Annotated in this window: 17 protein-coding genes; 7 read left to right on the top strand and 10 right to left on the bottom strand. The window is 68.4% G+C overall.

Annotation, left to right across the window (positions count from 1 at the left end; genetic code table 11):
* Nucleotides 1-65: 65 nt before the first annotated feature.
* From eutC to XAN126_RS0114925, 3 genes are all read right to left on the bottom strand, one after another.
* On the bottom strand, nt 66-842 hold the full coding sequence (eutC, locus tag XAN126_RS0114935; protein ID WP_024279392.1) for an ethanolamine ammonia-lyase subunit EutC: 777 nt from the start codon (nt 840-842) through the stop codon (nt 66-68).
* Nucleotides 839-2,227, bottom strand: a complete 1,389-nt coding sequence (locus XAN126_RS0114930) for an ethanolamine ammonia-lyase subunit EutB (protein ID WP_024279391.1) — start codon at nt 2,225-2,227, stop codon at nt 839-841. The genes eutC and XAN126_RS0114930 overlap by 4 nt, the downstream gene beginning before the upstream one ends.
* 91 nt (nt 2,228-2,318) lie before the next feature.
* A complete protein-coding gene (locus XAN126_RS0114925; protein WP_197024043.1) occupies nt 2,319-3,218 on the bottom strand; it encodes an amino acid ABC transporter substrate-binding protein in 900 nt (299 codons plus the stop codon).
* A 280-nt stretch (nt 3,219-3,498) separates the two neighbouring features.
* Between XAN126_RS0114925 and XAN126_RS0114920 the strand changes: the two genes are divergently transcribed.
* Genes XAN126_RS0114920 through XAN126_RS0114910 form a run of 3 tightly spaced genes read left to right on the top strand, consistent with a single transcriptional unit; the run spans nt 3,499 to nt 6,100 of the window.
* Nucleotides 3,499-4,497, top strand: a complete 999-nt coding sequence (locus XAN126_RS0114920; RefSeq protein ID WP_024279389.1) for an ABC transporter substrate-binding protein — start codon at nt 3,499-3,501, stop codon at nt 4,495-4,497.
* A gap of 8 nt (nt 4,498-4,505) precedes the next feature.
* Nucleotides 4,506-5,303, top strand: a complete 798-nt coding sequence (locus XAN126_RS0114915; RefSeq protein ID WP_024279388.1) for an ABC transporter permease subunit — start codon at nt 4,506-4,508, stop codon at nt 5,301-5,303.
* A gap of 2 nt (nt 5,304-5,305) precedes the next feature.
* Nucleotides 5,306-6,100, top strand: coding sequence for an ATP-binding cassette domain-containing protein (locus XAN126_RS0114910; protein ID WP_051460611.1), 795 nt, complete (start codon nt 5,306-5,308; stop codon nt 6,098-6,100).
* Between the two features lie 6 nt (nt 6,101-6,106).
* On the opposite strand, the gene XAN126_RS0114905 is transcribed toward XAN126_RS0114910, so the two are convergent.
* The 3 genes from XAN126_RS0114905 to XAN126_RS0114895 form a co-directional block, all read right to left on the bottom strand.
* Nucleotides 6,107-7,048, bottom strand: coding sequence for an NAD(P)/FAD-dependent oxidoreductase (locus XAN126_RS0114905; protein ID WP_024279386.1), 942 nt, complete (start codon nt 7,046-7,048; stop codon nt 6,107-6,109).
* A gap of 115 nt (nt 7,049-7,163) precedes the next feature.
* Entirely contained in the window at nt 7,164-9,257 is a 2,094-nt protein-coding gene (locus XAN126_RS0114900; protein WP_051460610.1) for a tetratricopeptide repeat-containing sulfotransferase family protein, read from the bottom strand.
* 3 nt (nt 9,258-9,260) lie between these two features.
* Nucleotides 9,261-14,387: an autotransporter outer membrane beta-barrel domain-containing protein gene (locus tag XAN126_RS0114895; protein ID WP_024279385.1), complete on the bottom strand. Its 5,127-nt coding sequence runs from the start codon at nt 14,385-14,387 to the stop codon at nt 9,261-9,263.
* Nucleotides 14,388-14,640: 253 nt separating this feature from the next.
* Here XAN126_RS0114895 and XAN126_RS0114890 point away from each other — a divergent pair, with 253 nt between their 5' ends.
* Nucleotides 14,641-15,309 (top strand): response regulator, encoded by a 669-nt coding sequence (locus tag XAN126_RS0114890; protein WP_024279384.1) that lies wholly within the window; start codon nt 14,641-14,643, stop codon nt 15,307-15,309.
* Nucleotides 15,299-16,705, top strand: a complete 1,407-nt coding sequence (locus XAN126_RS0114885; RefSeq protein ID WP_024279383.1) for a sensor histidine kinase — start codon at nt 15,299-15,301, stop codon at nt 16,703-16,705. The genes XAN126_RS0114890 and XAN126_RS0114885 overlap by 11 nt, the downstream gene beginning before the upstream one ends.
* Before the next feature lie 433 nt (nt 16,706-17,138).
* Here XAN126_RS0114885 and XAN126_RS0114880 read toward each other — a convergent pair whose 3' ends face one another.
* The 3 genes from XAN126_RS0114880 to XAN126_RS0114870 all read right to left on the bottom strand — a co-directional run bounded on the left by XAN126_RS0114880 (nt 17,139) and on the right by XAN126_RS0114870 (nt 20,076).
* Nucleotides 17,139-18,017, bottom strand: a complete 879-nt coding sequence (locus XAN126_RS0114880) for an ABC transporter permease (RefSeq protein WP_038194778.1) — start codon at nt 18,015-18,017, stop codon at nt 17,139-17,141.
* 23 nt (nt 18,018-18,040) lie between these two features.
* Nucleotides 18,041-18,859: an ABC transporter ATP-binding protein gene (locus XAN126_RS0114875; RefSeq protein WP_024279381.1), complete on the bottom strand. Its 819-nt coding sequence runs from the start codon at nt 18,857-18,859 to the stop codon at nt 18,041-18,043.
* A 170-nt stretch (nt 18,860-19,029) separates the two neighbouring features.
* Nucleotides 19,030-20,076 (bottom strand): ABC transporter substrate-binding protein, encoded by a 1,047-nt coding sequence (locus XAN126_RS0114870; protein ID WP_051460609.1) that lies wholly within the window; start codon nt 20,074-20,076, stop codon nt 19,030-19,032.
* 155 nt (nt 20,077-20,231) lie between these two features.
* Between XAN126_RS0114870 and XAN126_RS27215 the strand changes: the two genes are divergently transcribed.
* Entirely contained in the window at nt 20,232-20,975 is a 744-nt protein-coding gene (locus XAN126_RS27215; RefSeq protein ID WP_024279379.1) for a VIT1/CCC1 transporter family protein, read from the top strand.
* A 4-nt stretch (nt 20,976-20,979) separates the two neighbouring features.
* Here the strand turns inward: XAN126_RS27215 and XAN126_RS0114860 are convergent, their stop codons facing one another.
* Nucleotides 20,980-21,282: a DUF397 domain-containing protein gene (locus tag XAN126_RS0114860; protein WP_029877221.1), complete on the bottom strand. Its 303-nt coding sequence runs from the start codon at nt 21,280-21,282 to the stop codon at nt 20,980-20,982.
* A 143-nt stretch (nt 21,283-21,425) separates the two neighbouring features.
* Between XAN126_RS0114860 and XAN126_RS0114855 the strand changes: the two genes are divergently transcribed.
* On the top strand, nt 21,426-21,752 hold the full coding sequence (locus XAN126_RS0114855) for a hypothetical protein (protein WP_024279377.1): 327 nt from the start codon (nt 21,426-21,428) through the stop codon (nt 21,750-21,752).
* Nucleotides 21,753-21,763: the final 11 nt, after the last annotated feature.

The following is a 21,763-nucleotide window of genomic DNA, read 5'->3' as shown; positions in this document are numbered from 1 at the left end:
AGGTCCGGCGCGCTTGCCCTAGAGGCAACTTTGTTGCCATTCCCCAAGGGCGCGGACAAAAACCGTCAGCTCGCGCCCAGATGCAACGGCGGCAGGCCGGTTTCGAGCAGGAGATCGCTCTCGTCCTTCAGTTCGACGCCAGTGATCTGGCGGGCGAATGCCTCGCGAATGTGCCAGGCGAGCTTGAAGGCGGCCAGATCGTAGGCAAGACCCTCCGGACGCACGTTAGAGATGCAATTGCGCTCAGCGTCAGATCGGCCGGGCTTGGGATTGTAGGTGAGGTAGAGGCCAAGGCTGTCTGGCGAGGAGAGGCCCGGTCGCTCGCCCACTAGCAACGCGACCGCGCGGGCCTTCAGCAAATGGCCCACCTCGTCCCCCAGCGCCACCCGCGCCTGCGAGGCGATGACCACGGGCGCGGTGGTCCAGCCGGCGTCCGTAATGCGCGCCTTCAACGCCGCCAGGAAGGGGAGCGTGTGGGCGTGGACGGCTGCCGAGGACAGGCCGTCAGCCACCACCAGTACGAGGTCCACCGGCTCGCCCGCCGCCTGAGCAAGGCGGGCACGGCTTTCGTCCGAGAGACGGCGGCCGAGGTCCGGCCGGCGCAGATAGACGTCCCGCGCCTGCGCCGCGCTTTCGGCGCGCAGGGTGGAAAAGCCGAGGCCGCGGACCTCCTCTTCCACCCGCGCCGCATCGAACGGGGTGTGCACCGCATCGCGCGCCTGCGCATGGGCGAGGGCGAAGCGCAGCACCTCCTCCGTGGGCAGGCTCGCGCCGGTGCGGCCCAGCGCGATGCGCGCCGGGGTGTGGCGGGCGAGTTTCGACCAGGGATCGCGCGCGATCATGCCGCGTGCTCCGCCACATAGCCGAGCAGGGGATTGCCGGCGTCGGCAGGCAGCAGGCGGCCGTCCGCGCCGGTGATGTCCATCTTCTCCAGCCACGCCTCGAATTCCGGCGCGCGCTTCAGCCCCAGTACCTCGCGGACGTAGAGCGCATCGTGGAAGGAGGTGGACTGATAGTTCAGCATCACATCGTCGGCGCCGGGAATGCCCATGATGTAGGTGACGCCCGCCGCTCCGAGCAGGGTCAGCAGCGTGTCCATGTCGTCCTGGTCGGCCTCAGCGTGGTTGGTATAGCAGACGTCTACCCCCAGCGGCACGCCGAGCAGCTTGCCGCAAAAATGGTCCTCCAGACCGGCGCGGATGATCTGCTTGCCGTCGTAGAGATATTCCGGGCCGATGAAGCCCACCACCGTGTTCACCAGCAGCGGATCGAAGGCGCGGGCGACGCCGTAGGCGCGGGCCTCAAGCGTTTGCTGGTCGACGCCATGGTGCGCGCCGGCGGAGAGGGCCGAGCCCTGGCCGGTCTCGAAATACATGGCGTTCTGCCCCACCGTGCCGCGCTTGAGCGACCGTGCCGCATCGGTGCCCTCGGCCAGCAATTTCAGGTCGATGCCGAAGGAGCGGTTGGCTCCCTCCGTCCCGGCGATGGACTGGAACACGAGGTCCACCGGCGCGCCGCGCTCCATGAGCGCGATCGAGGTCGTGATGTGGGTGAGCACGCAGCTCTGGGTGGGAATCTCGAAGCGCGAGATGATCTCGTCCATCAGCTTCAGCAGCCGGTCGATGACCGGGACGCTGTCGGAGGCGGGATTGATGCCGATCACCGCATCGCCGCAGCCGTAGAGCAGGCCGTCGAGGATGGCGGCGGAGACGCCGGCTGCGTCGTCGGTGGGGTGGTTGGGCTGGAGGCGCACCGCCATGGTGCCGGGCAGGCCGATGGTGTTGCGGAAGCGCGTCACCACCCGGCACTTGCGCGCGGCGAGGATCAGATCCTGATTCCGCATGATCTTGGACACCGCCGCCGCCATCTCTGGGATAAGGCCGGGCGCGAGGCCCGCCAGCACCTCCGGCGTTGCGGCAGGGGAGAGCAGGAAGTCGCGGAAGTCGCCCACCGTCATGGCTGAGACCGGCGCGAAGGCCGGGCTGTCGTGGCTGTCGAGGATGAGCCGCGTCACCTCGTCCCCTTCATAGGGAACGAGCGGCTCGGCGAGGAAGGTCTTGAGCGGCAGGTCGGCGAGGCACATGCGCGCCGCCACATTCTCCTCGGCCGTGGCGGCGGCGATGCCGGCGAGCATGTCGCCCGACCGCGGCGGCGTCGCCTTGGCCATCAGGTCCTTGAGGTCGGAGAAGACGAAGGACTTCGCTCCGATGCGATGGACGTGAGCCATGGCGCGCTCCGGTGGGGCGGGCGCGGCGCATCTGCCGCGTCCTCAGGCCCTCGCGATAAGCAACAAATATGCCTTCGGGGAAAAGCCCTGTCTATTTCGGCACGCCGTTGATGACGAACAGCGCGTTCAGGAACTGGTCGGGCGGGAACTTGCCGAAACTCTTGGCATAGATGTCGCGAATGCGGTCAGTGCGGTAGAGGTCGGCGAGGGTGGTGTCCACCAGAAGACGGAATGCCTGGTCGCCGCGCGGCAGGCCGAGCGCGTAGGTCTCGAAGGTGAAATACTGGTCCGAGAGGCTGAGGCGATTGCCGAACGCGGTATTGGCGATCAGATAGTTGAGGATGCCCCGGTCGCCGAAATAGGCGTCGAGCTTGCCGTCGGCCAGCTGCTTCAGCCCGTCCGGATGATCGGTGACGGTGACGATGGTGGCGGTGATGCCCATCTGCGCGAGGGTGGAGCGCAGCGTCTCCTCGGTCGTGGTGCCCTTGAGCACGCCGACCTTCTTGCCGCGCAGCTCTTCCAGCCCTTTGACAGCCGAACCGCGCGTGACGACGCCTGCGCCGTCGAGGAAGGTGGGGAGGGAAAAGTCCACCAGCGCCCGCCGTGACATGGTCATGGACGAGGGCTCGCACAGGATGTCGATGCGCCCGTCGCGGACCGCCTCGAAGCGGTCTTCGGCCGAGACCTTGACGTATTCAACCGGAAGATTCGGCAGCTTGAGGGAGCGCTTGAGCGCGTCCGCCACCTCGCGGCAGAGATCGACGATGTAGCCCGCCGGCTGGCCGTTGCTCGCAGCGTACGAATAGGGCGGGGCGAACTGGCGATAGCCGATGCGGAAGGGGTCACCCTTTGCCAGGCGGTCCAGTGTCTGCGCGCCGGCCGGGGCGCCGAACGCGAGCAGGAGGGCGGCAAGCCCGGCGACGATCATCGCCGCCCGCAGTCCCGCGAACCTGATGCTTGAGCTGAATTCCAGCCCGATCTCCCGACCCATCCGCGCCCCCTTGTGCCGCCCCCCGCGGTCCATTTCGCCTGATCTTGCCCGGCTCGCCGTGCGCGGCCAAGGACTTCGACGGTTGCTGAAGGAAGCTGGCGCGCATTGTGGCGCGAAAGCAACCCTCCCGCCCTGCCGATGATCTTCGCGCCCACCTCGGCTCTCCCACCTGCGGCCGTTCCGCCGCAGCCGACTTGCCTTTGTGCGGATGCGAAATTGCTATATTGATTCGGATATAGCTTGGCCGGCCGCGCCGGCTTTTTCTGCCGGGGATTTGGACATGACCGTATTGCTCAACCGGCGCCGCATGTTGGGCGCCATCGCCGCCGCGGCGGCCGGGGCATCCGCCGCGTCGCTGGGCGCGGCGCTCGCAGCGCCGGCGAAGGGGCTGGAGATTCTCGGTGCGCCGAACGGTTCCACCATCGTGCTGCTGCGCCTGCTCCAGTCCGGTGCCCTCAACGCGACAGCACCCGACGCCACCTTCCGCCTGTGGCGCGACACCGACGAACTGCGCGCCGCCATCGTCTCCGGCCGCACCAGCCTGTTCACGACTCCGACCCATGTTCCGGCGAACCTCGCCAATCGCGGCCTGCCGCTGAAGCTGTTCGCCATCCTCTCCATGGGCCATCTGTTTGTCATCTCGTCCGACGCGGGCATCACCTCGTTCAAGGATCTCGCCGGCAAGCAACTGGTCGGCTTCTTCAAGAACGACATGCCCGACCTCGTCTTCCGCTCCATCGCCCGCGGCTATGGCATGGACCCGGACAAGGACATGACCATCACCTATGTGCGCACCCCCATGGAGGCGGCGCAGATGCTCGCCGCCGGGCGGGCCACCACGGCCATCCTCTCCGAGCCGCCGGCCACCGCCGCCATCATGATGGCGAAGAAGGAGGGCCGCACGCTCAACCGTGCCATCAGCCTTCAGGACGACTGGAAGAAGCAGCACGGCGGCCTCGGCCTGCCCATGGCCGGCATCGCCGTGCATGAGCGGCTGATCGAGGAGAGCCCGGAACTCCTCAAGGCCTTGGCCGCCGGCCTGCCCGGTGCCCGCGACTGGGTGCTGTCCGATCCCGCCGCCGCCGGCCAGCTGGGCGAGGAAAAGATGGACATGAAGGCGCCCATTCTCGCCAGCGCGCTCTCGCATTTCAATGTGGTCGCCGAGCCGGCGGCAAAGCTGAAGCCGGGCCTCGTCGCCTTCTACGAGACGCTGCTCTCCTTCCAGCCGGAGGCCCTGGCCGGGAAGCTGCCGCCCGACAGCTTCTATCTCGACTTCTGAGCATCGCGATGGCGGCTCAGGCACGCACGCTCACTCCCGCGCTCCTCTCCACGCTCTGGGGGGCGGCGGGGCTCTTGGCTCTGGCCGGTGCGTGGCAATGGGGGGCCACGGCCTTCGGGCCGTTCGTGCTGCCGAGCCTTGCGGAGACAGGGGAGGCCGTCGTCCGGCTCGTCACCACCGGAAAGGCGGGGCCGGCACTGCTGGCGACACTGGTGCACGCTCTGGCCGGCTGCGCCGCGGGGGGCGCGGCCGGCTTCTTTTTAGGCGTGGCGGGGGGATTGGTGCTGCCCGTGGGCGCCATGTCCTATCCCGTCTTCACCGCGCTCCTCGGCACGCCGCCCATCGCCTGGGTGGTGCTGGCGCTGCTCTGGTTCGGGCCTGGCGGCGCGGCCGCCACCTTCACCGTAGCCATCACCGTCGCGCCTATCCTGTTCATCGCCACGCTCCAGGGTGTCCGAAGCCGGGACCGCGCGCTCGCCGAGATGGCGCAGCTCTATCGCGCGCCTGCCCTCATGCGCTTCACCGATCTGGTCCTGCCGGCGCTGGCGGACTTCCTCATCCCGGCCGTCGCCACCGCGCTGGCCTTCTCCTTCAAGGTTGCGGTGATGGCGGAAGTGTTGAGCGGCGCGGACGGGGTGGGCGGCGGCATCGCCACCGCGCGCTCCCACTTCGACCTGCCGGAAACCATGGCGTGGATCGTCCTCGCGATCGCCGCACTGATCCTCGCGGATGCCCTGCTCCTCGCGCCGTTGCGGCGTCGACGGGCGGGGAGAGGGCATCCGGCACCCGTCTCGGTGGAGGCATGAGGATGCTATCCCTGAGCGGCCTGAGGCTGAGGTTCGGCGAGGCCGAGATCATCGCCGGGATCGACCTTCATATCGGCGCGGGCGAACTCGTGGTGCTGCTCGGGCCGTCGGGATGCGGCAAGACCAGTCTTTTGCGCATCGCAGCCGGTGCTGAGCGGGCGACCGCGGGACGGGTCGAGAACGGCTTCCGTCGCGTGGCCATGGTGTTTCAGGACCCGCGCCTGCTGCCCTGGGCGGATGCGCGCGACAATGCCGCCTTCGGCCTCAAGGCGGCGGGAATGGGCAAGACCGAGCGCCGCGCCATCGCCGAGGCGATCCTGCTGCGCCTCGGCTTTTCGGTGCGGGATCTGGACAAGCGCCCGTCCCAGCTCTCGGGCGGCATGATGCAGCGGGTTTCTATCGCCCGCGCATTCGCCCTTTCGCCGGACCTCGTGCTGATGGACGAGCCGTTCTCCGCCCTCGACGTGGGCCTGCGCCACGATCTCCAGGCGCTGCTGCGGGCCGAGGTGGAAGGGGCAGGGGCGGCGGTGCTGTTCGTCACCCACGACGTGACCGAAGCGGTGCGCCTCGCCGACCGGATCGTCGTTTTCTCCCCGCGCCCCGCTTGCGTGGTGGCGGAGGTGACGCAGGCGCCCATGCTCGCGTCGGTCGGTGCGGCCTATGAGGCGTCCGCCGCGCTCCTGCGCCGGCCCGAAATCGCGGCCGCCCTCGCCGCGCCCGAGGCATCGTGTCTTGCGGTTTCCGGTGCCCGCGAGCGGCTCTCTCTCGCGGGCAGAGCCACGGCGGCCGCCTCCTGAGGACGTCTACTTGATGCGCGGCTTGTGCACGGATGTGGGTGCCGCATCGGCTGCGGCGCGGCGGACGCGTTCAGCGAAGCGGGCCACGGCGTCCTGCTCCAGCGTGCGCTGGATGGCCTTGGCGGCCACCACCCCGTCGGCCATGGAGGTGACGCAGCACGGATGCATGCGCTGCGCGATCTCGCCGATGGCGTAGAGGTTGGGCACCGAGGTTTCGCAATCGAGGCTGGTCTCGACGAAGCCGCGGGCATCCCGCGCGAGGCCCAAGCGGCGCGCGTAGGGCAGATAGGGCTCCCAGCCATAGAGCACGAGGAACCGCTCGAACCGCTCGCCCGCCACCGCCGGCACGTCCGGTTCCACCGGATAGGGGCCGATGCGCACGTCCGCCGGTGGCACCTTCTCCAGGAACTCGCGCCGCGCCCTTATGGTACGGGCGAAGAGCGTGACGCGGGCGGCACCGCGTTTGCGCACGAAGATGTAGTTCTCGAACGCATTGTCGCCGCCCCCGAGGATGGCGACCGAGCGCCCCTCGAAGTCCGCATTGAACAGGGTCTGGCCCGGCCCGATGATGATGTTCTCCGAGGCCGTGAACCCGCCCTTCACCGGCCGCACGCCGGTGGCGAGGACGCAGGCGCGCCCCATCGCCATCTCGCCGGTGGCGGTGGTGATGCGGAAGCCGCCGGGCACCACCTCCAGCTCCGTCACCGCCTCGCCGGTGCGACAGACGATGTCGTGGTCGCGCATGTGGCGGTCGACCTCGGCGGCAATCTCGATGCCGGTCTTGTCGCGGATGGGGGCGATCCACTGGTTGGGATAGGGATTGTCGTTTCCCAGCCCGCCCAGCACCGGCCGGCGCTCGACGATGCAGGGCCGGAAGCCGAGCATCTTCAGCCAGAGCGCGCACGACGCCCCGGCCGGACCGCCGCCGATGATGACCGCGTCGAACATGCCGCTCCCGATCCAGCCAGCGCACCAATGGGCGCCTGCCGCAGCTTATGCGAGGCTGCCGTCCGCGGCTAGGAAGGGTGTCAGAGGCTGCTGCGCCGGAACAAGCCTTGATGTCTCAGCGCCCCAGCGCGTCCAGCAGCGGCTGGATGGCGGGGCCGTAGCGCCGCCAGCGGCCGACCGAGGTGGCGTAGAGCGGCTCGCGCACCTGGGTGATGCTGGCCGTGCGCACCGGCCGCTCTGTCTCGTGGAATTTCAGGCAGGCCGGGTCCCACCCCTCCCCGCAGGCGGCGATGAGGCGGCGGGCCACGCCCTCGATGTCGGCGACCACCGCCTCGTAATCCATGGGCAGGATGGTGCCTTCCGGCAGCACCCGCTCCCAATGCGCCATCAGCCCGGCATAGGCGGCATGGTGGCGGGCGAGTTCGGCGAAATCGTAGCTGTAGGGCAGGTCGTCGCGGAACAGCTTGGAGAAGCAGGAGATGGCCGTGTCCACCGGATCGCGCCGGCAATGGATGATGACGGCGCGCGGGAACAGGATGTGGATGAGGCCGAGGTAGAAGTAGTTGTTCAGCATCTTGTCCGCCACCAGCCGCTTGCCGGGGGCGCGGGCGGGGAGGGCGTCGAGATAGGCGGAGGTGATCTCGGCCATCTCCGGCCGCTCGATGAGATGCATCAGCTCGGGATAATGGACCATGCCGCCGAAGGCCTGGTCGATGCGGTTCACCGCGCGGTGGAACAGGTCCATCTCGCCGCCACCCTGGATGGCGGGATGGCTGGCGAGAATCTGCTCCACCAGCGTGCTGCCCGACCGCGGCATGCCGACGATGAAGATCGGCCGCGCGTGCGCATCCCCCATCCCCGCGCGCTCGGCCATGAAGGCGGGGGTGAAGATGGCCCGGATGCGCTCGAAGGTGGCGAGCGCGGCGGGCTCGTCATAGGTCAGCTGCGCGCGCTTCAGCCGGGCGCCGGCGATGAACTGGTCCATGGCCTCGGCGTGGCGACCGAGGTCGTCATAGGCCTTGCCCAGGGCATAATGGAGCGGGATGCGCTCGGCTTCGCCGGTCTCGGCTGAGAGTGCACTCTCCAGCGCCGTCACCATATCCTCATCCGGCCGCACCTTGCGGGCCGCGACGAGGTTGATGCGACTGTTGACCGATGCGGGATCGTTCGCCAGCGCCCGCTCGAACAGGGCGCAGGCGCCGCGCAGGTCGCCGGTTTCCATCAGCAGCAGGCCGAGCACGTTCAGCGCGTCGAGATCATCGGGGGCGAGGGCCAGAGCGCGGCGGGCCGCGTCCATCGCCTCGTCGCCGCGCTCCAGATCGCGCAGGATGCGGGCGAGGAGGACGAGGGTTGGCACATGGTGCGGGTTGGCGCGCAGCGCCCGCTGGCAGGCCGAGCGCGCGCCCTCCGCCTTGCGCTCGTTGAGCAGGCCCTGCGCCAGATAGAAGGCCGGCTCCGGCCGCTCGGGCGCCGCCGAAATGGCCAGCGCCAGCACCGCGAAGGCCTCCTCGCTGCGCTCCTGCGCGAACAGGGACAAGGCGAGGGAATTGTAGGGCTCCACATAGTCCCGCCGCTGGGCGATGGCGGTGTGGAAGGCGGCGTCCGCCTCGCGGAAGTCGCCCGTCTCGCGCAGGACATTGCCGAGGTTGTTCCAGGCTTCCGGATAATGCCCGCGCTGGGCCAGCGCGGCACGGAAGGCGGCTATGGCCTCGCTTGGCAGGCCCTTGGCGCGCAAGGCGTTGCCGAGATTGTTGTGGGCCTCGGCAAAGGCGGGGCGCAGCGCGATGGCCCGGCCGTAGCAGGCGATGGCCTCCTCCAGCGCGCCGGTCTCGAACAAGGCGATGCCGAGATTGTTGTGCCCGGCCGCATAGGCGGGATCGGCCGCGACCGCCGCGCGCCCGGCGGCGACGGCGCCGGTCCGGTCGCCGGTCTGGCGGCGCATCTCGCACAGATTGCTGTGGTAGGAGGCCCGGCCGGGATCGGCCCCGGCCGCCCACGCCATGAAGGTGACGGCTTCGGCCGTGCGGCCCGTCTGCGCGAGGATGACGCCGACGAGGTGCGCCGCCTCGGCGGTTGCCGCCTGCTCGCCCAGAACGGCGCGCTGGACGATGGCCCGCGCCACCGCCTCCGCCCCGCTCAGGTCGCCGGCGCGGTAGAGCTCCCACGCCCGCTCCAGTGTCGGCAGCGGCCCGCCGCGATCCGCGACCATGCTTCAGAACCGCAGCCGAAGCTGTGCCGAGGCCGTGCTGTTGGAATAGCCGTCGCCGAAGCTGCCGCGATATTCGAGGTAGCCGTCGATATTGGCCGTGAGCGCGAAGGAGAGACCCGCGGCCGCGAGCGCCAGATCGCTCGGCCCGCCCGACAGGATGTTGAAGGCGATGGTGCTGTCGGACAGGAAGGCGGCGCCGAGGCTCGCGCCCGTGTCGAGATATTCGTGCTGCCAGCCCGCCTCCAGCCGCAGCGTCACCGGCAGGGTCGAAAGGGACAGAGGCTGGATGACGCGCAGGCCGAGGGTGGATTGCAGCGACTGGGTGGTGTCGGCGGCAACGTTCAGGTTGAACACGCCGGCCCCGCGCTCGGCGAAGGTGTCGGTGCCGAGCGCCGCATAGGCGAGGCGGAGATAGGGCTCAAGCTTGGCACCGGGGGCATAGGCATAGTCATAGCCTGCCTCGCCCACCACCGCGCCCGCATTGCCCGAAAAGTTCGAGCGCGCGGTGAAGAGCGTGCCGCCGAACGCGATGGAGCGGCTCATGTCGTAGGTCTGGTAGCCGTAGGTGCCGAACAGATTGGCGTAGAAGGCGCCCCACTGCTTCTCCGCATAGAGCGAGGCGGTCCACTGGTCCACCGATCCCGAGGCGGGGGTGGTGAAGCCGAGATTGGCCGTCTGGTAGCTGAAGACGGCGCCGCCGCGCGCATCGTCGCCGAACGCCCGCTCGATGCCGCCGAGCACGCCGCCGCCGGAGCTGGAGACCGTGCCGTTGCCGGTGTCAGCGCTGCCCCAGTTGCCGAACGGTCGCAGCCACACGCCGTTCTGCGGCGCCGGTGCGGCGGCCGGCGAGAGTGTGGACCACGGGCTGGAGGCTCCGGACGCGGAACCGGTCGCGGCATAAGCGTTGCCGGAGAGGTTCACCTCGCCCGCGCCATAGGAGAGGAGCGCGCTGCCGCCGCTGGGCAGGGCGCCCGTGCCGCGGGTGGCGGCGAGCTGCTGGCTGATCTGCCCATTGATGGTGCCGAAGGTCGCCATGCCGGCCGTCTTCGCATCGGCCAGAGGCGCACCGGACATCTGGTTGAGGAGGTTCGCGACCTGCCCGTCGGTGCCGACATAGAAGCTGTCCAGCACCGGGCTCAGCGGCGAGGAGAGCGAGAGCCGCTGGTAGTTGAGATCGATGCCCGCCGCCAGCGAGCGACCCGCGAGGGAGAGGCCGGCGAGGGAGGTGGTGGCGTTACGGGTGAGCACCAGCGTCGCCCCGTCCGCATCATAGGTGACGGCGGCAGAGAGCAGGCTGTTGGGGGTGGTCACGTCGGCGAAGGAGCCGGAGATGTCGGATGAGGAGACGAGATCGTAGCTCGTGGTCTTCGCCCGGATACCCGTGGCGCCCAGCACGGCCACCGTGCCGTCGAGCTGCGCGCTCGTCGCGACGATGGGCGCGGCGGTCCATTGCGGGGAGAGATAGACGCCCAGCGTGCCGCCGGCGGCCTGGGTGTAGGACTTGGCTTCGATGGCGCTGTCGGCGGTGAGGATCAGCGTGCCCTGATCCTTCACGGCGAAGGTGCCGATGCCCACCGCCGTGCCGATGAAGGCGAGGCTCACCGGCGTGCCGTCGCCGCCGACGTTGACGCTCGCGAGGCTCTCCACCGTGCCGGAATAGACGAAGCTCGTATCCGCCCCGGCCAGCACCGTAAGGCTGCCGAGCCCGCCGCCGAGCACGTCGCCGTTCAGCGTGCCGCCGCTCCAGGTGATGGCGTCGGCATAGGTGGAGGAGAGCGCGAGATCGCCGAAAACAGTTCCATCCTGCAGCAGGACGCGGGTGGCGGAGCCCTCGCCGGTCAGGTCGATGGCGATGCCGGCGTTGTTGCCCTCGATGGCGTAGATGCCGCCGCGATTGGTGAGCGTGCCGATGCTGCTGCCGCCCGCCACCTTGATGGCGGTGGCGCTGCCCGTGGCGCCGGTGGTGGCGGTGATGCCGCCCGTATTTACGAGGCCGCCGGTCAGCGTCACCGCACCGGCGGTGGCGAGGGCGGTGTCCACCTTGAGGGTGTCGAGGGTCGTCACCTGCGCCGCGCCCAGGGCCGTGCCGTCGATCGTGGAACCGATGGCGATGCCGATGGCGGCGGCGTCGGTGCCCGTCGCCTGTGCGGCGATGGCGCCGGTGTTGGCGAGCGCGCCACCCACCGTGCCGGAGGCGATCTGGAGGCCCACGGCGACGGCCTTCGCGCTGGTGCTGGCCCCGGTGGCGCCGGCCGATGCGGTGGCGACCACGATGCCGGAATTGACGATGCTGCCGCCGACGCCGCCGGTGGCATCGAGGGCAAGGCCATAGGCGAAGGCGGAGGCATCCGCCGTGCCGCCGCTGGCGGTGGCGTTCGCGGTGGCGATGCCGCCGATGGTGCCCGTGTTGACGAGATCGCCGCCGATGCCCGCGCCGGCCGCGGTGAAGAGGCCGAAGGCGGAGGAGACGGCCGTCGCATCCTTGGAAACCGTGCCGCCCTTGCCCGATGCCGTGACATTGGACAGCGCGGTCGCGCCGATGATGGAGGTGTTGGTGACGTCGCCGGAGATCTTCTGCGTGCCCGACAGCATGACGCCCAGCGCCAGCGCCGAGCCGACGCCGCGGGCCGATGTCTTCACCTCTCCGGTGCCGCTGGAGACGGCGGAGACCGAGGTGGTGGCGCTCGCCTGGGAAAGCACCGTCGCGCTGTTGGAAAATCCCGCCAGTCCGTCCGTCGACGCGACGATGCCGCTGGCGAGCACGATGCCCGTGGCGTCCGCCTTCGCCTCGGCCTCGCCACTTCCCGCCGTTGTGCTCGCGACCGCGCCGAATGTGCCGGAGGCGACGGCGGTGATGGCGCCGGAATTCACCAGCGATCCGCTGACCTGGCCGGGCAAGGCGAGGATGCCCATGGCCAGCGACAGCCCGTCCGCGACGGAGGTGGCCTGTGCGCTCGCGCCGGCGGCCGAGCTGACGGTGGCGATGGTGAGCGCCTGATCGACCGAGATCACGCCGGAATTGGTGAGGTTGCCGGCAAGCCCGTCGAGGCTCGCATAGATGCCGTAGCTGGCGGCAATGGCGCCGTCGAGGCCGGGCACGGTGCTGAGCGCCGTGGACTGGCTTAGCGCCGAGGCCACCGCCGCGCCGTCGGAGGGACTTGCGTTCACCGCGGCGACGTTGGTCAGCGCCACGGCGGAGGCGAGGGCGATGGTGCCGGAATTGGTGATGCCCGTGGTCGCGACCGTGCCGGTGGAGGGGCCGCCCGCCACTTCGGTGATGTTGAGGCCGAAGCTGTTGAAGGAGGAGACGCCGGAGGCCGCCGTCGCCGTCGCCGTCTTGCTGCCGCCGCCCGCGGTGGCGGAAAGGTTGGAGGCATAGGTGGAGGAGACGTCGATGACGCCGGAGTTCGTCACCTCGGCCACGTTCGGCGCGCTGATATAGACGCCCGCGGCGGAATTGGTGGCGAAGAGCAGGGCGCCGGAGAGGAAGTTCGCGCCGGCGCTGTAGGTGACGTTGGCTTCCGCTTCTCGCTCCGACAAAGCGAGGCCGGACTGCGAGCCGGTGGCTTTCGAGGTCAGCTTGATGACGCCGGAATTGCGCACCGTGGCGCTGTAGTCGCTGGCGGCGTATCCGCTGGCGACCACGCTGATGCCGGCGAGGTGGGTGTAGAGATAGCCGCTCGCCGCTACCTCGGCCTTCTTCTTCGTCGGCGCTCCGTCGGAACTGGCTGTCGACTGGCTCTGGAGTGAGGCCGTGGCCGAGAGGTTCACCACGCCGCTGTTGACGACGGGGCCGGTGAGGGTGTCGACGGCCACATTGATGCCCGTGAGGGCGACGGCCGCGAAATTCTGCTGCGCGACGCGGGTCTTGTCGAGTGCGGAGGCGGACGCGCTCGTGGTGGTGTCGGCCACGCCGGTCACGTCGATGCTGCCGCTGTTGGTAAGGTCGCCCAGGCTGCCGTTGGCGAAGGAGACGCCATAGGCCGTCACTGAGCCGCCCACCGAGCCCATTTCCGGGTTGGTCTTGGGGCTCTTGGGATCGTTGTAGTTCACCAACTCGGCGGTGCTGAAGGTGCTCACGCTGCCTGCCGAGACGGTCACGGCGGTGCCGGCGACCGAGATGGTGCCCGTGTTCTGGAAGCTAGTGATCTGGACTTCGCTGGTGTTCACGCCCGCGGCGAAGACGACGGCGCTCGATTCGATCAGCCGGGCCGGAGGGATGTTGAGCGTGGTGGAGACGTTGAAGTCGGTGGTGTGGGTGATGGATGCAACCACGTCGATGATGCCGGAATTCACCACCGTGGCGCCGGACACGCCGGGAGGCATGGGAGCCCCGAGCTGGGTCATCTCGATGCCGATGGCGCGGGCGGTGGCGGCGGCCAGCAGCCAGGCGGCCGACGATGTCACCATCTTCTCGGTGATGGCGCCCCGCGCCCGTGCCGAGATCGAGCCGGCATTGGAGATGCTGTTCGCTGCAGCGGAGCTCTCGGCGATCACGCCGGTGGCGTAGATGGTCGTGGTCAGCGTCATCGCGCTGATGGTGTCGGACGGGCTGAAGGTGGCGGTCACGTCGTTGGAGACGTCGATGACGCCGCTGTTGGAATTGACGATGCCGCCGCCGAGGTAATTCGTCAGGTGGACGCCTTCGGCATATTCGCCGATGGCGACCGCGCTGCTCGTCTTCACCACGGGCGCGGCATTGATGATGCGGTTCGCCCGCACGGTGCCGTTGTTCAAGATGCTGCCGGAGAGCGGGCTGGTGCCGTAGAGCACGATGCCCTTGGTCTCGCCCGTGGCGGTGGGCTGGGTGCCGCCACTATGGATGCCCAGCTTGGTGAGCGACTGCGTCACGCTCACGGTGCCGGAATTGACGATGCCGAGGGACAGCGCCGCGCTGTCCCCGGTCAGCGCGAAGGACGAATTCTTCGCTGTCTCGGAATAGACGATGCCGCCCTGGTTGATGACGCTGCCGAAGGGCGCGCCGGGCGTCGAGGTGCTCACCACCACCGGGGCGGCGACGACCGTGCCCGAGGGGATCACATAGTCACCGGCACGGGCCACCGGGCCGGCCAGCGCGAGCGCCAGCAGAGAGGTCGAGGCGAGCAGGCTGGTCGCAAGCAGGCGGGACATGCGCACCTCTCCCGGGACGGCGGGGCAGCTTTGGTTGCAGGACGGACGAGTGAAAACCTTGCGGAAGTTACCTCCCGATTCGGCCTCAGCGCAACGCTTGGCTGGCGGTTGTCAGCCACCATTCCGAAGCGTTCGCGGCCTTGGTTAAGGTGTTGCGGTGCACGCAGGAAATGCTGCCCCTGCGCACTTGATCGTCCCCAGCCGCACGGCGAGACTGGGGTGTCGCCGCCGGGGGCGGCGGGGCTCCCGTTTCATGCGTCTCCTGCTGGTCGAGGACAATCACGAGCTTGCCGACTGGCTCGCCAAGATCCTGCGGCGGGACAATTTCGTCGTCGATGTGCTGAACGACGGGGAGGCGGCGGACCACGCGCTGAGCCTTGAGACCTATGATCTCGTCATCCTCGACCTCGGCCTGCCGGGCATGGGCGGCATGCAGCTTCTGAAGCGCCTGCGCGGCCGGGCCAATGCGGTGCCGGTCATCATTCTCACCGCCAACGCCAGCCTCGACGGGCGGGTGGCGGGCCTCGACGAGGGGGCGGACGACTATCTCGCCAAGCCCTTCGACATCGCCGAATTGGAGGCGCGCATCCGCGTGCAGCTGCGCCGCTCGGCGCGCCGGCCGGACCCGGTCATCACCTGCGGCACGCTGGCCTTCGACACCAACACCCGCCTGTTCCGCCTTTCCGCCGAGCCGCTGGCGCTGACCCCGCGCGAGCATGCGGTGCTGGAAGCCCTGCTCATCAAGGCCGGGCAGACGGTGAGCAAGGCGCAGCTCTCGCAAAGCATCTTCGGCCTTGACGATCTCGCCGACCCCAGCGCCATCGAGATCTATGTCCATCGTCTGCGCAAGAAGCTGGAGGGCTCCGACGTGCGGATCGTGACCCTGCGCGGACTCGGCTATCTGTTGCAGCATGCGCATTGACAGCCTCCGCCTCCAGCTCCTGCGATGGCTGCTACTGCCGCTGGCGGGCCTCGTGGCGGTGAACGTCTTCACCAGCTGGCGGCAGGCGAGCGCCACCGCCGATCTCGTCACCGACCGCACCCTCGACGCCTCCGTCCGCGCCATCGCCGAGGATGTGCGCATCGACCGCGGCGTCATCGACGCCATCGTCCCGCCGGTGGCGTTGGAGATGTTCGACACCGGCCACCGGGACCGGGTGTTCTACCGGGTGGACACCGCCGCAGGCCGGCTGCTCACCGGCTATCCCGATCTGCCGCTGCCCGAGCCACTGCCGAAGGCGAGCGCGCCGGTGCATTTCACTGGCAGCTATCGCGGCAGCGACCTCAGGCTCGCGGCCCTTTCCTATCCTTTGGTGGGCGCCACCGATGGCGCGCGGGTGACTGTCGTGGTGGGTGTCACGCTTGCCGGCCATGCGGCCATGGTGCGGGAATTGTGGGTGGGCAATTTCGGCCAGCAGCTCATCCTGCTGGTGGCGGCCGGCGTGTTGGTCATCATCGGCCTCGGCCGGGGGCTGGCGCCTCTGATGCGGCTGCGCGAGGCGGTGATGGAGAAGGGGCGGGACGATCTCTCCCCCTTGCCGGACCATGCCGTGCAGAGCGAGCTGCGCCCGCTGGTGGCCGCGCTCAACACCTATATGGGCCGCGTCGCCGGGCAAATGGCGGCGCAGCGCCGCTTCGTCGCCAATGCCGCGCACCAACTGCGCACGCCGCTGGCGCTGCTCTCCACGCAGGTGGCCTTTGCCCGCCGCACCGGGGAGGCGGCCGAGCGCGCCGAGGCTTTGGCGGGCGCCGAGGAGAGCACCCGCCGCCTCGCCCGCCTCGCCGCCCAGCTCCTCACCTTGTCCCGCGCCGAGCCGGGCAGCCGTCGCCCGCGCGACGAGGATATCGATCTCGCCCAGTCGGCCCGGCAGGTGCTGGAGGGGCTCGCCCATCTCGCGGTGGAGCGGGACATCGACCTCGGCCTCGACGTGAACGCCCCCGCCGTCACGCGCGGCGATGGTGCCATGATGCGCGAGGCGGTGGTGAACCTCGTGGAGAACGCTTTGCGCTACACGCCGAAGGGCGGCACCGTCACCGTGACGGTGGATGGGACGGCAGACGAGGCGGTGCTGGTGGTGGAGGATTCCGGGCCGGGCATTCCGCCCGAGGAGCGCGACAAGGTATTCGAGCGCTTCTACCGGGTTCCGGGCACGGCGGGGGAGGGCTCCGGCATCGGCCTTTCCATCGTGCGCGAGGTGGTGGATGGCGCCGGCGGCAGGCTCGTTCTTGGTACGGCGGCGGCTGGGGGGCTGAGGGTGGAGATGCGGCTGCAGGGGGTGGGGGGGCTGACGGCTATCTCAGTGCGCGACACATCCTGAGAATTGCTCTGTCTAACGTCTCTTTGCTAAATCCTGGATTTAGCTGGGCTGCTTTTTCGACTGCAACATGCACGTCGTCAACAAGCGACGATTCTGTATACTGAAAGCACTTATCGCAATCTCGATCGAAATTATCAACATAAAGAATGGATTTGTGTAACGCGTCGGTTTCAATTGAGGGGTGGGCACGTTTTAGCCAATGAAAAAGTTCGGGGTTGCTTGCTGCATAATAATAGGACTTGGAGCACCTCGCCAGATAATATGCGGCGTCGAGAACCGATAGTTTCGACGCCTCGTAAATATGCCGACCCAGCTCCTCCATAACAGATCCCGCATGGTTCTCTTTGGCTCTGGCGATGCCATGAAGCCGAAGGTAGGTCATGCGGGATCAGACGGGCAAGGGATGCTGTTTGCCTGCGGCTGTGCCGTCTGGTCAATTCTGCTCGCTGTAGGGCACCGGGCGCCACTTCACGAGACGGTTCTCCACCAACGTGATGAGGAATTCCATCACCAGCGCCACCACCGCGAGGATGATCATGGCCGCGAACACGCCGTTGGCGTTGAACGCGCCCTGCGCGGTGGCGATCAGGAGGCCGACGCCCTGCTTGGCACCGAGGAACTCGCCGACCACCGCACCCACCAGCGCGAAGCCGAAGGAGACGTGGAGCGAGGCCAGGATCCAGCTCATGGCCGAAGGGATGATAACCGAGGTGGTGATCTGGAAGGGCGAGGCGCCGAGGATCTGGGCGTTGGCGATCATGGCGCGGTCGGCCTCGCGCACGCCCTGGAAGGCATTGGCGAACACCACGAAGAACACCATCACCACCGCCAGCGCCACCTTTGACGCCATGCCGAGGCCCAGCGCGATGATGAAGATCGAGCCCAGCACCACGCGCGGGATGGAATTGGCGATCTTGATGTAGATGGAGAACACGTCCGCCAGCAGCTTGTTGCGGCCCAGAACGATGCCGCACACGATGCCGCCCACGGCGCCGATGAAGAAGCCGAGGATGGTTTCCTCCAGCGTCACCATGATCTGCACCCACAGCGGCCCCTGCGAGGTGCCTTCCGTCATCCACACCCAGATCTGCTCGGCGATACCGGAGGGGCTGGCGAAGAAGAACGGATCGATGAAGCCGGTGAGGGCGCCGATCTCCCAGATGCCGAGCACGGCGACGAGAATGGCGATGCGCAGCGAGATGACGAGGGCGCGGCGGGCTTTCAGCCGGGCGCGGGCCTTGGCCTCGATCTCGGCCTCGGTGGGCACCGCGCGGGCGGCGGCGAAGGGGGCGGAAGCGGCGTCTGCCTGCATGGTCATGTTGTCGTTCCTCCCGTTCAGTGGCCGGTGTCGAGGGTGCGCTGCTGGCCGATCTGCACTTCCTCGCGCAGGTCGTCCCAGATGGTGCGGCAGCGCTCGACGAAGGCGGCGTCGTAGCGGATTTCCGCCATCACCCGCGGGCGCGGCAGATCGATCGTGTAGACGCTCTTCACCGTGGCCGGGCCGGCGGTGAGCACATACACCTTGTCGGCGAGGGCGACGGCCTCTTCCAGGTCATGGGTGACGAACACCACCGAGGCGCCGGAGCCCGACCACAGGGTCAGAAGCTCGTCCTGCATGTTGGTGCGGGTCTGCACATCGAGGGCCGAGAAGGGCTCGTCCATGAGCAGGATCTTCGGCTCGTTGATGAAGGTCTGCGCGAGGGCCACGCGCTTCCTCATGCCGCCGGACAGCTGGTGCGGATAATGGCTCTCGAAGCGGGTAAGGCCGACGCGGGCGATCCAGTCGCGCGCCTTCTCATAGGCGACGGTCTTGGGCAGGCCGCGATAGAGCGGGCCGGCGGCCACGTTGTCGAGCACCGAGCGCCAGGGGAAGAGCGCATCCGCCTGGAAGACGAAGCCCACGTCCTTGTGGATGCCGTCCACCGGCGCGCCCATCACCCGCACCTCGCCCGCGCTGGGCTTGGCGAGGCCGGTGACGAGATTGAGCGTCGTGGACTTGCCGCAGCCGGTGGGGCCGACCACGCAGGCGAACTCGCCGCGATCCACTGTCATGGAAAAATCGCGCAGCGCCGTCATGGACTTGCCATTGGGCGTCAGGAACCGGCGGGTCACATTGTCGAGTTCGATGGCGGGGCCGAGGCCGGCGGCGGCCATCACGCCGGGGATCGCTGCCGGACGGGCGGGATCGAGGGTTTGAAGGGACATGCGTTTCCTCCCGCCGCCGGCACGGGGCGCGGCGACCTCAGTTCTTTTCGGGGATGAGTCAGGTGCCGAACCCTCCCCCGCAAGCGGGAGAGGGGGCGCGCGGGATCAGTTGCCGAGCGTCAGTTGCCCAGCGTCTTGGCGGCGTTGTCCACGTAGGTGGTGGTGTAGGTCTTGGACAGGTCGATGGCCTTGCCCTGCACGTTCTTGGAGAAGGCCTGCAGCACCTTCAGTACCGTCTCGGGACCACCGGCGGGCATGCGGCCGTCCGGCGTGAACTGCGCCTTACCCTCGGCGAGACCCTGAATGTAGAGGTCCTTGTCGCCGACATAATAGTCCTTCGGCATCTTCTCCGCGATCTCCGCCGCCGAGTGGCTGGCGATGAAGCGCATGGTGCGCACGAAGGCATTGGCGAGCTTCTGCGCCTCGGCGGGATGGCTCTCCAGCCAGCTCGCCTGCACGTAGAAGGAGGCGGCCGGATAGAGGCCGCCGAGGGCCGCAACCGTCTTCTCCGGCGTGCGCATGTCGATGAGGATCTTGGCGACGCCCATCTTCACTAACTGGCCGATGGTCGGCTCGGTGGTCATGCCGGACTGGATCTGGTCCTGCTTCATGGCGGCGATGAAGGTGTTGCCCGCGCCCACCGGCAGCAGGGAATAGTCGCCCGGCTTCAGCCCGCCCTTGAAGGCGAGATAGCGGGTGAGGAAGTCCGTGGAGGAGCCGAGGCCGGTCACGCCCAGCGTATGGCCCTTGAAATCGGCCGGCGACTTGATCTGGTCGGCATATTTGGTCGCCACCATCTGCACTTCGCCGGGCGCCTGGCTGAACTGCACCACGGAGGTGATGAACTTGCCCTTGGCCTGAAGATCGATGGTGTGGTCGTAGAAGCCCACCACGCCCTGCACGGCGCCGGCGAGCAGTTCGTTTTCCGCCTCGACACCGGCGCGGGAGTTTATCAGCTCCACCTCGAGCCCTTCATCCTTGAAGTAGCCGAGAGCATTGGTGAGGGCGGCGGGCAGGTAGATCTGCTTTTCCATGCCGCCGACGATGATGGTCAGCTTCTCGGCATGGGCGACAACCGGGCCGAGCAGGCCGGCGGCGATGACGGCCGCGCCGGCGAGCGCCTTCAGGCGGCCGCGCGCAAGGATGCGAGCAGAGGATTTCAGCATGTGATGCCCTTCCCGTGAGGGCGCCCTGCGCCCGCGTTTCCTGGTGGTGGACCTGCGGCGCTTATGAGACGGCCGGCTTCTCCACGCCAACACGGATAAACCCTTTCAGCTTTCAGTCGGCTTTCATTCCGGAAAGGAACGCTCAAGGAATCGGAATGCCCTTTCGTCAGCTTGCCGGCCGTGTCATGAGCAGCGAGGCTGTCGGGATCGGGCTGGAGAAACGCATCATGTCGCTGCCGTCGCGCGTCGTTGCCTCGCTCAAGGCGTCCATCGGCGATGTGGTGTTCGGCATGGAGGACGGTACCGTCTCCATCTTCGGCCTCGTCTTCGGCGTGGCCATGAGCACCAACGATCCCCGCGCGGTGCTGATCGCCGGCGCCACCGGCGCGGCTGCTGCGGCCGTCTCCATGATGGCGGGCAGTTATCTCGATGCGGAATCGGTGCGTGACGCCCGCCGCGCCCGGCGCAACGGGCCGGTGGATGCGACGGAGGCCGCGGCGCAGGTGGACACCGTCGCAGCGGCCCTCACACGCGGTGGCATGGCGGCGGCGGACGTGGCACAGGTGGCGGAGGCGCTAAAGCGCGCGCCGCGCGCCACCCTCGGCCTGCGCTCCGAACTCGATGAGGCGGACGACGGCGCCAGCCCGACCTCGCATGCCTTCTGGATGTTCGTCTCGGACCTGTTCGCCGGATTCACCCCGGTGCTGCCCTTCGCCTTCCTGCCCATGGATCAGGCGCGGATCGTCTCGCTGGTGCTGACCACCATCCTGCTGCTGGCGCTGGGTGTTGGCCGCGGCATCGTGGCGAAGCGCTCTATCGTGCGCGCCACGGGGGAGACGCTGGCCATCGCCGCCTCGGCCGCCGCGGCGGGCGTGCTGGTGGGGCGTCTGCTCTCCTGAGGGTTCAGGCGCTTCTCAGATAGTCCGGGAAGCGGGCGCGGAAATCCGGATAATAGTGGCCGATCACGTCCATGTCGAAGCGGGCGAGGATATGTTCCTTGGCCTCGCGGTGGAGCAGGAAGCGGAAGCCGGCTTCCACGCAGGTGGCCGGTGTCTGCGCCCCGGCGGTGAGTTCCTGCCACGTCGCAGGCGCCATGGTGACGACGTGCTGCGTCTCGCCCGCCGTGTCGCGGACGGTGACGGCGAATTTCAGCGGCTCGCCGCCGGCGGTCTGCCTGACCTCGATGATTGCGTCGTTCCCTGCCATCCCCGGCCCTCCGGCTCGGGCAATCCTAAGCCATGACGATGGGGCGGAAGCTGGGCCGCGGCTTAATGTCCGTTCCACACGTCGTCGCCTCTTCTGGCATCGAATTTGTTTCCCTGCGCGCCAGAGGAACCAAGGGCAGGCCCATGCAGCAGAAGCCGGACGCCGACGACTATCTCGCGCTCTTCGGACGCTACAAGGCGGATTTCGGAGACGTCTACATGGACCCGGAGGACGAGCGTTTCCGCCTGCTCTTCGACCAGATCTGCCGCATGCTGACCCAGCCCTCACCGTTCAATCTGGCCCTGCCGGAGCAATTCCGCACCACGGCCTTCCGCTATCTCGAAGGCGACCCGCACACGGTGGCGCACATGACCACCATCGAGAACCGGCACTTCATGCTGAGCGACCTGTTCGACTACGTCCACCTCGTCAACACCATGGGCGGCCGCTGGGACCAGCGCGGGCGCTGAGACCGCCATAG

Source organism: Xanthobacter sp. 126 (assembly GCF_000526175.1).
GTDB lineage: Bacteria > Pseudomonadota > Alphaproteobacteria > Rhizobiales > Xanthobacteraceae > Xanthobacter > Xanthobacter aminoxidans.
Note: the sequence above shows the minus strand (reverse complement) of the source record. Positions and strands in the feature narration are given on the sequence as shown.